The organism is Legionella qingyii (assembly GCF_003184185.1).
This window is the reverse complement of record NZ_QHJG01000067.1, coordinates 1-7,494: the sequence shown is the minus strand read 5'-3', so window position 1 is coordinate 7,494 and position 7,494 is coordinate 1. Positions and strand designations below refer to the sequence as shown.

Sequence of the window (7,494 nt, the reverse complement as noted above, 5' to 3'; positions counted from 1 at the left end):
ATCACCATTTCGGAAAGTTCCTGGTCGCTATTTAAGAAGGACTTAGCTTGCAAAAGTGACCACACCAGATTTTTGTTTAAAACAACTTGCTTTTTACGCTCTGGATCTTGGGATGCCTTATTCATTACGTTATCAAAACCACTGCCAGAACAAGCCATCCGTGCTTTAACATAATCACTAAATAATCCCTCTTTGCCTAAAGCCGCCTGGTCTTTGCAGATTTTCTGCTGGCTTTCTGCGGTCTTTGGCCAAATACCGCCAACCATATTTTGCGAAAGCTGGCAGGAATTGATACTAGCATGATTAGCCATTTGTTCGAGTTGCTGCAAATAATCTCGTACCTGCTTAAGCTCAGGTACTGTGGAAGCAAGCATCACATCCACTGCATAGGCACCGGCATTGGTCATCACCGATTTACCCAAATCAACGAGCTTTTGCTCACTTAAGAAACTCATACTTCCAGTAAACAAATCAATCCCACCACATCCGGCTCGATAGTTTGGTAAATCCAATTGTACGAGTTGGTATTGACGCACCTGATTGCGAGCATACAATGAACCACCACCAAAAAATCCCGCTGCTTGCGATTCAAAGACAGCAGGCGAGGTCACGTTCGATGCATAACCAATCCCATTAAAAAAATTATCCAAATCTTGGCTTACATTAGCACTCACCTTTAAACTCATGCTTAACAGCAATAGACTGGTTATACATTTATTCATAAGGGCATCTCCTTATGTTCGTAAGATGCTATTTTGGGAATCAGTACCTCAATACGGGAACTCAACTCTTCTGCTGTCATTGAACCATAGCCCACTGGATACAAGGCTTTTGTTTTGGGATTGACTACAAATAAGGCAGGATATTGAATGGACGCTCCTTGAAACGCGTCATTTATCCATTCTGTTGTAGCTGGCAAAAATTGAGGAAACTCAGGCAATGGCTGGTTGTCAAAAGAAAGCGCCAGCACTTCTGCCTTATTCTTACCTGCCCAACTTTTAAGTACTGGGGCAAATTGATGGCAATGCGGACAAGAGCTCGCATAAAACAGTATCAATCCATGTTGACTAAAGAAGTCATTATTTTGGTTTTGAGGCTCTTCTACTCTATTTTTTTGTTGAATCGTTCTTTCATGTTCAACAATCATTTGAGTTAGCCATTGTTGGCTTCCTGCATAGGCCATGAAAGCATGTGTGGCTAATAGAGTCGTCATAAACCAACGTGCATGCATCATATTTCTCCTTTAAATTGAGTGGCTACTTGTACCAAACGCTCCATCAAAACATCCTGGGTGGTTAGACCATAGGCAATAGGAATCACTTTTTGGCTTTGAGGATGAACTAATAAAGTCGCGGGGAAATAACGCACCCCAAGTCGATTAGCTTGACCACGATCCTTTCGTGTATGAAAAAATTCAGATGAAGCAACGCCATCCACGCTAATCGGCATCAATGCCAAATGAAAACGCTTACAAAAATCTTCAATAATAGGGAGTTGTTTTAAGTCATAAGGGCTCTTGCCACGATAAAACAACAAAAGTCCATGTGACTTTGAAAGGGATGAAATAACCTCAGTTTGATGTGTTTCACGAAGTTCATCAGTTATTTTTGCGCCTAAATTTGAAGTAGGATGGGTCACCGTATAATCATATTCTGGATAAGCCAACATAGTTTTTTGAAATAGGGCTTTAAAGCGAGTAGATTCTTTAAGCCAATAATCCTGAAGACTTAAAAATACGCGCATGTCTTCGACCTTCTTGGTAGAACGTGCTTTGTGTAACGCTTCCATGGTATAAAACCGAAGAACGGCATCCTGCTGCGTAAAGCTTAACTGGTTAAAAGAAACCCCTCTTTGTCTTTCTTTATGTGCTTTCTTGTTTTGTTCAATGTTATACCAGAGAAAACCTGTCGGTTTTTCTGCAAACAAACTAAGCGAATACAGAAACATTGATAGGATTAGGAACGCTTTAATCATGTGCACGCTCCTCCTGTTTTAAGCGCTCCACATGAGATTGATTAGAGCGGTTAATTTGTCCGTTATTGGGTAAGGCCATACGCGCAATCAGCTCTTGCTGAATTGGTGATAAATCCAATACTGAAAAATTGATGCGTTCAAGTTCCTCAGGCGTTATTCCTCGGCAATTGGCATTGTTGTCCTCATCTTTTGCCCAACCAAAACCAACTCCTAATTGACTGTAACGCCCTTGAATTTGAATGATTGAAGAAAGCTTGGTTGGGAAAACACACCAGGACTCTTTCTTTTCCAAGCACATGCCTAGTTTTTTTACGGCACAATAAGTACCCACCTTAAATGCACGCCCTTCTTCTTTTGCTTTTGACAGGAGTTTTTCATCACCACTGCAATGCGTCATGCGATGACTGCCACGGCAACAATTTCGAGCATTGGCTACTACCTTGCGGCAAGTAGAGTTTTTACCGGTAAATATCGCAGGTACGCCACTGTGAATCTGATTAGCAGCAACATCGGAAGCTGCTCCTGCAAGAGCTCCAAGCCGTGACAAACCTTCAGCCATATCGTCACTTGTTTCAGAGTTTAAGCTGTCACATTGACCATCACTGCATGCAATTTTCTCAGGACACACGGTTTTTTCAGGCATGCACCAGTGCTCTATGCACTGAAACGTTTGTGAAAAACGTTCACATCGATTGGCAGAAGTCTGAGTACAAAGGGATGAAGTTTGCGAACAGCCTTGATTGATTAAAGGGGTACACGAGCTTGAGTTAACACGAGCACATTGATAATTGAACACCCTTCCCCAGCAGGCACGTTTGATTGTAATGCCGCCAACTACCTTACCTAGATTAGGCTCAACACAGCTATTTGCTGCCTCCAAAAAACATTGGCTGTTTGGGGTTCCTGTTTTAATCCGTTCACATTCACCATTCTTCCATTGGTCTTCACCCACATACTCAGTCAGGGTAATGTGCAAGGAAGTTGAAGCCCCTCCTCGTCTTGGAAGCTGTACGCTAACTGTTGAGTCAGTACAATCAGGCTGTTTCGTCACTAATACAGCACGATTATTACGTGTCACTGAAACAACTACTTTTTCACACGAAGGTAATAAATGAACTGTATTTGCTGGGCTACATCGCCAATCTCCTTTGACACAACTTTGCACATCAAAACTTGCAACCGATTGGCCACGAGAAGGGATTACAACACGAGTAAAACTAAAACTAACTGGTTTAACATGAACATCTAACGTTTCCTTACATGATGTTCCAATATACTGCACGGACTCTTCACAGGTCTTAATTATTGATTGATTTTTGCAATTGGCAGGCTCCTTATAACAAGCCCCTTCTAGAACTGCATCCGGGTTTTCAAGAAGCGTTTCAGCATAGCGCATCTCAGGACTGTTAGGATTAGAGCGTACTTTAGTTCTGTTTTCCGCTTGATTGTATACATCATTTGCAGTTGGATTATTTTTAATAGTATTTAGTCCCTGAGCGATCAATGCATTGTTGCCTTCTTGCGGTTGAAGAGATGATTCTTGAGGGTTAGGTGTGTATCCATTTAATACACTTGCCGGATTAAATCCCTCTAAGGCTTTTAAGGCTTCTGCACGCGCCTTTAGCGCATCACTCTGATTTTGTTGCGCCTGAGTTGCGATCGACATCAAGCAGAATAAAATGAAACCGTATTTATTCACCGATCACTCTCCTTGCATCAAGCGTTGAAAACCCGCTCTCCCCTCGATCAACCATGCGCATTAACCCTTCTTTAAGAGGCAAATGACCATAAATCACATCAAATGACGATCCATTATCGACAACCAAAGCAGGCACCTGATAAATCCCAAAACGTTCGAATAAAGTTGGATCAATTTGTAAATTTAGGTTAGGAACATGCTCACTTAACTCTATGACCTTCGATGCTGTTAACTGCATCGAATCGTGATAAAGACCATTTAAATAAACTGGAATGTTTAAGCGCGCACTCTCTTTTAACGTTTCCTCTAACAAATTGTTAGGCATCGAAAAACTTACAAATACTGATACTGTGGCGGCAATCAGCATCCTTGGTACACAACATCCGATGATTAAAGTAATCCCTTTCTTAAACATTTAATTCTCTCCATTTAAAGGAACGTACAGTTGCGCTTTCGCCACACTAAAAATCCATATTGGTCTGGTGTATGCAGTTTAATTTTTCCTGCTTCCCAGGTAAGCGTACTGTGGCCTGATGGGAAGCAATGTTTTCCGTCAGCAACCTGATTTACCATCTCATAGCGATAGCGTGATTTAGGCGTTACGGTGTAATAATGCTCTTTGCAAATAGCTCCAGATGCGGAGCTTGAATCAGAAACCAGAAATTCTCGATGCATTTTGTAATTCATACGTTCTGTAAGTAAAAGTGCTGTTTGCACTGGAGAAATCGGTGAATTGACATGCCCCGTCATTGGGTAATGAGTGCCTTGTGCTCCCGCACACCAGAAGAGTTTATCCATTGGTTTGTTAGTCAGCGTGGATGAAAGACTATCTGCGCTACAGGCTGCCGCTGCAATTGGATTACCAAACAAAACCGATTCAGGACTTAATACAAAGCTCATTTCTGAATCCTGCCAGGTTGGATCAAGCTCTGTGAGGTAGGCAATATCAAAGTCGCCTGCCTGCAAACAACCTACAGAAGTAATGAGATTTAACCAATTAATAAGTGGGTATTTGTACCAATGCACATGAAAAAATGCTCTTTGCTGACCATTTCCTACGACATGACGGCCACCTCTAGCCTGTTTTAAACCTAAATTGAGCTTGGTGCCTCCCAGATTAACCAAACAGTAAGGCGTATCGGTGACATCTGTTAGTGCCATCGGTTCCCAAAATCCTATATTCAAACCAACCCTAACACCCGTGCTTGCAGGACATACTCCAATCGGACTGGAGGCATTGTCAGTGTCTGGAAGAGACGAAGGTACAATTTTGGTGTTACCAATCGATAAAGGGAATAAGCATCTCCAACATACATCGGTAATCGGATTAACAAAATGTCCTGTACACTGCTTGCTAAAACTAGTACAAGAAAAAATAAAAAAGGCAATTATAAAGAGTGTTCTATAACGCATTGCCATTCTCCTTAATTGCCACTTCAACAATAAGAAGCTGATTTTCTTTGCGTGTTACTCGAGCTGGTACATGTTCAATATTTAGCTTTCTTGTAATCCGCCCTTCCTGATCAAAATAAATCACGGCATTTAGGCTCTTTTCAGTGCGCTTGATTGCTCCACCAGTCAAAATAAATTTAGGATTAGGACATTTACTTTTTTGTAGCTGCGCCCAACGAATCTGTGCCTCGTCATCCGCATTAAAAAACAACCAACAGGGTCTATACGCTGGCATATGCTCAAGAGCATTGACATAAGTTCCTTTTGGGAACAGAACCTTGCCTTTATGGTCAGTAATATCCTTATTTAAAGTGATTTCTGACGTGTAGTAATGTCTGATTGTTTTGTTGATTCGTTCCAAACCTAATGCAGTAGGTCTGTTAGTATGGTTGACCACTGTATCAATCCATTTCCGGTTTAATGCTTCCAATTCACCACTGGTTGTTAATGTGCGTAATCGCTTTTCAATTAGTACTAAAAAACTTTTTTCTGCAACAGGAAAAACCTCTCCTACCACACCGAACGATTTGGCATGAGCATTCCAATAAATCGTTATCATAAGAGATACAAGCATTACTTTTTTCATGAACCTTTCCTCATTGCTTGGCCTAACTTGTTAGCAATCTCATCAGTAATGTCTTCGCCACCTGCAAGAACCTCACGTTGGTTTAAAATCATGACGTGATGCTGCTGTGCATACTGTGTTAACAGTTTTTGGAGTTTATTTTTAAATTGACGTGTTGTATGGCTCACTTGCTCATCACTAGCTTGATGCTCTGCGAGTTGACGAATCAATTGAGCCTGAATCGCCTCAGCATCAAAAAGTACCACTTGAATTTTTGGCGAAACCAAATAAAGTTCGAAACCAATAAAGAGTAATATGGCAGCACTTACTATAGCTGTATGAATCAAGCGCATAACTCATCTCCATAGTATTGTTGTGCAACAGCATGAACTGCATCTGTAAGTAGTATTCCCTGGTTCATTAACGATTCTATTTCACCAAATTCATCACCTGAGGTAGAAAACAAAACTCTTGAAAATGGATCGCAAAAATAACGGTGAAATGTAGTGACATTGCCAAATTGAATCATCAAATTGGAAAAGCCTTGCGTTTTAGCCTCACCAAAGGATTCGATCATGGATATTTCTAGAGGGTTAAAATGGTCGGGATGTTTCTCTACATAGTCCCGAAATGCTCCTTGACGCATGATGATTTTAGTATCTGCTGCTGCAGCAATTGCTTGACCCTGGAGTGTATTCATGGTGTCAGCAAGATTTTGAGTAATCACCGCAAAACCACCTGTGTGTTTTCTCGCGGTGCGAAATCCCTGCTCAATAAATCCTGCAGAAATTGGGTTAGATCCCACAACCAGGAAACGCCAAGCTTCATCAATGATGCAACGCTTTTGGGTTCGACGGTCAGAATGGTAAAATTGACCTTGAATAATCACAATCATGACGAACATGACAATGGTGAGCAATTCTGGATTACTTTCCAATTTGCCCATTTCAAGAACCACAAAATTAGAATTATTCAAAAGAGGAGTATCACTGTTAAACATCTTGCCATAGATTCCATGGCTTCCATACTTATCCAACAATATCAGCAAATCTTTTAATCTTCGGTCATTTCTGGACTCTGGTTTTTGCAAAAGTTCACGCAGTGCCGCCAATACATCATCCATTTTGGCGAGCCGTCCCCGCTCTTTCCAACAGGTAAGCACCGCATCCAAAAGCCATGCTTTTTGTACCTCACCCAATGCTTCATTAGGGCTTGCCATAATGGCTAACAAGTCTCTGATTTGAATGTAATCATTCACCTTCTCGCCATCAATTTCCGTAACCCCATCAAAATCAAATAAAGTAAAGGGATTAAGCGTCAATGTAGATGCATCAATGTAGCTTCCACCGACTAACTCACATAAATGTTTGTAAGAACCACCTAAATCAATGACAAAAATTTGCTGCCCACGTGACAAACCATCAAGAATTTGTGCTTGTTCAAAGAATGATTTACCTGAGCCAGGGCTTGCTATGGTTAAACGATTAAAATTGGTAATAGGTAAAACTCGATCATCAAACGTATCTAAATAAAACAACTGATGACGGTATGTTGGTAGAATGAGCCCCTGCCTTGCTCCTTTAAAATCAGCAACTACAGGCAGAAGGTTAGCCACATTCGTATGGCTTAATTTTTTGGTCAAACCTAAAAGTTCAAGGCTTGAAAAAAGCCCTTCAGTCAATATAAAAGGAAAACTTCCCAAAAAACGAAGCCACTGTTTGCAACGACTTTGTATCAGTGTGAATCCCATTTGCCTAAAACTCGCGATTGCTTTTGCCACATGCTCCCGTTCTTTTTCAACGGT

At 41.2% G+C, this 7,494-nt stretch carries 9 protein-coding genes; all 9 read right to left on the bottom strand.

The genetic code is table 11. The features are described 5' to 3' along the window. On the bottom strand, positions 1 to 722 hold a 722-nt coding region (locus DGG96_RS20295; RefSeq protein WP_205872634.1), incomplete at its 3' end, for a conjugal transfer protein TraH. Beyond that, positions 719 to 1,234 carry a type-F conjugative transfer system pilin assembly thiol-disulfide isomerase TrbB gene (trbB, locus tag DGG96_RS20290; RefSeq protein WP_233590510.1) on the bottom strand — a complete coding sequence of 172 codons (516 nt, stop codon included), beginning with the start codon at positions 1,232 to 1,234 and terminating at the stop codon, positions 719 to 721. The genes DGG96_RS20295 and trbB, both read right to left, overlap by 4 nt. Then, positions 1,231 to 1,974, bottom strand: a complete 744-nt coding sequence (traF, locus tag DGG96_RS20285) for a type-F conjugative transfer system pilin assembly protein TraF (protein ID WP_110144280.1) — start codon at positions 1,972 to 1,974, stop codon at positions 1,231 to 1,233. The genes trbB and traF overlap by 4 nt, the downstream gene beginning before the upstream one ends. Continuing rightward, positions 1,967 to 3,673: a type-F conjugative transfer system mating-pair stabilization protein TraN gene (gene traN / locus DGG96_RS20280; protein ID WP_110144279.1), complete on the bottom strand. Its 1,707-nt coding sequence runs from the start codon at positions 3,671 to 3,673 to the stop codon at positions 1,967 to 1,969. The genes traF and traN overlap by 8 nt, the downstream gene beginning before the upstream one ends. Continuing rightward, positions 3,666 to 4,088 carry a type-F conjugative transfer system pilin assembly protein TrbC gene (gene trbC, locus DGG96_RS20275; protein WP_110144278.1) on the bottom strand — a complete coding sequence of 141 codons (423 nt, stop codon included), beginning with the start codon at positions 4,086 to 4,088 and terminating at the stop codon, positions 3,666 to 3,668. Before trbC ends, traN begins: the two co-directional genes overlap by 8 nt. Positions 4,089 to 4,102: 14 nt before the next feature. Beyond that, complete coding sequence (gene traU / locus DGG96_RS20270) at positions 4,103 to 5,086, bottom strand: conjugal transfer pilus assembly protein TraU (RefSeq protein WP_110144277.1); 984 nt, start codon at positions 5,084 to 5,086, stop codon at positions 4,103 to 4,105. Next, entirely contained in the window at positions 5,076 to 5,711 is a 636-nt protein-coding gene (gene traW / locus DGG96_RS20265; RefSeq protein WP_110144276.1) for a type-F conjugative transfer system protein TraW, read from the bottom strand. The genes traU and traW overlap by 11 nt, the downstream gene beginning before the upstream one ends. Beyond that, positions 5,708 to 6,043: a TrbI F-type domain-containing protein gene (locus tag DGG96_RS20260; RefSeq protein ID WP_110144275.1), complete on the bottom strand. Its 336-nt coding sequence runs from the start codon at positions 6,041 to 6,043 to the stop codon at positions 5,708 to 5,710. The genes traW and DGG96_RS20260 overlap by 4 nt, the downstream gene beginning before the upstream one ends. Continuing rightward, positions 6,034 to 7,494 (bottom strand): type IV secretion system protein TraC (gene traC / locus DGG96_RS20255; RefSeq protein ID WP_110144274.1); only part of this gene is annotated, 1,461 nt, incomplete at its 5' end. The genes DGG96_RS20260 and traC, both read right to left, overlap by 10 nt.

Bases quoted from the DNA above. Each gene is read 5' to 3' on its own strand.
- trbB (WP_233590510.1), bottom strand. From the start codon at position 1,234: ATGATGCATGCACGTTGGTTTATGACGACTCTATTAGCCACACATGCT.
- traF (WP_110144280.1), bottom strand. From the start codon at position 1,974: ATGATTAAAGCGTTCCTAATCCTATCAATGTTTCTGTATTCGCTTAGT.
- trbC (WP_110144278.1), bottom strand. From the start codon at position 4,088: ATGTTTAAGAAAGGGATTACTTTAATCATCGGATGTTGTGTACCAAGG.
- traU (WP_110144277.1), bottom strand. From the start codon at position 5,086: ATGCGTTATAGAACACTCTTTATAATTGCCTTTTTTATTTTTTCTTGT.
- traW (WP_110144276.1), bottom strand. From the start codon at position 5,711: ATGAAAAAAGTAATGCTTGTATCTCTTATGATAACGATTTATTGGAAT.
- DGG96_RS20260 (WP_110144275.1), bottom strand. From the start codon at position 6,043: ATGCGCTTGATTCATACAGCTATAGTAAGTGCTGCCATATTACTCTTT.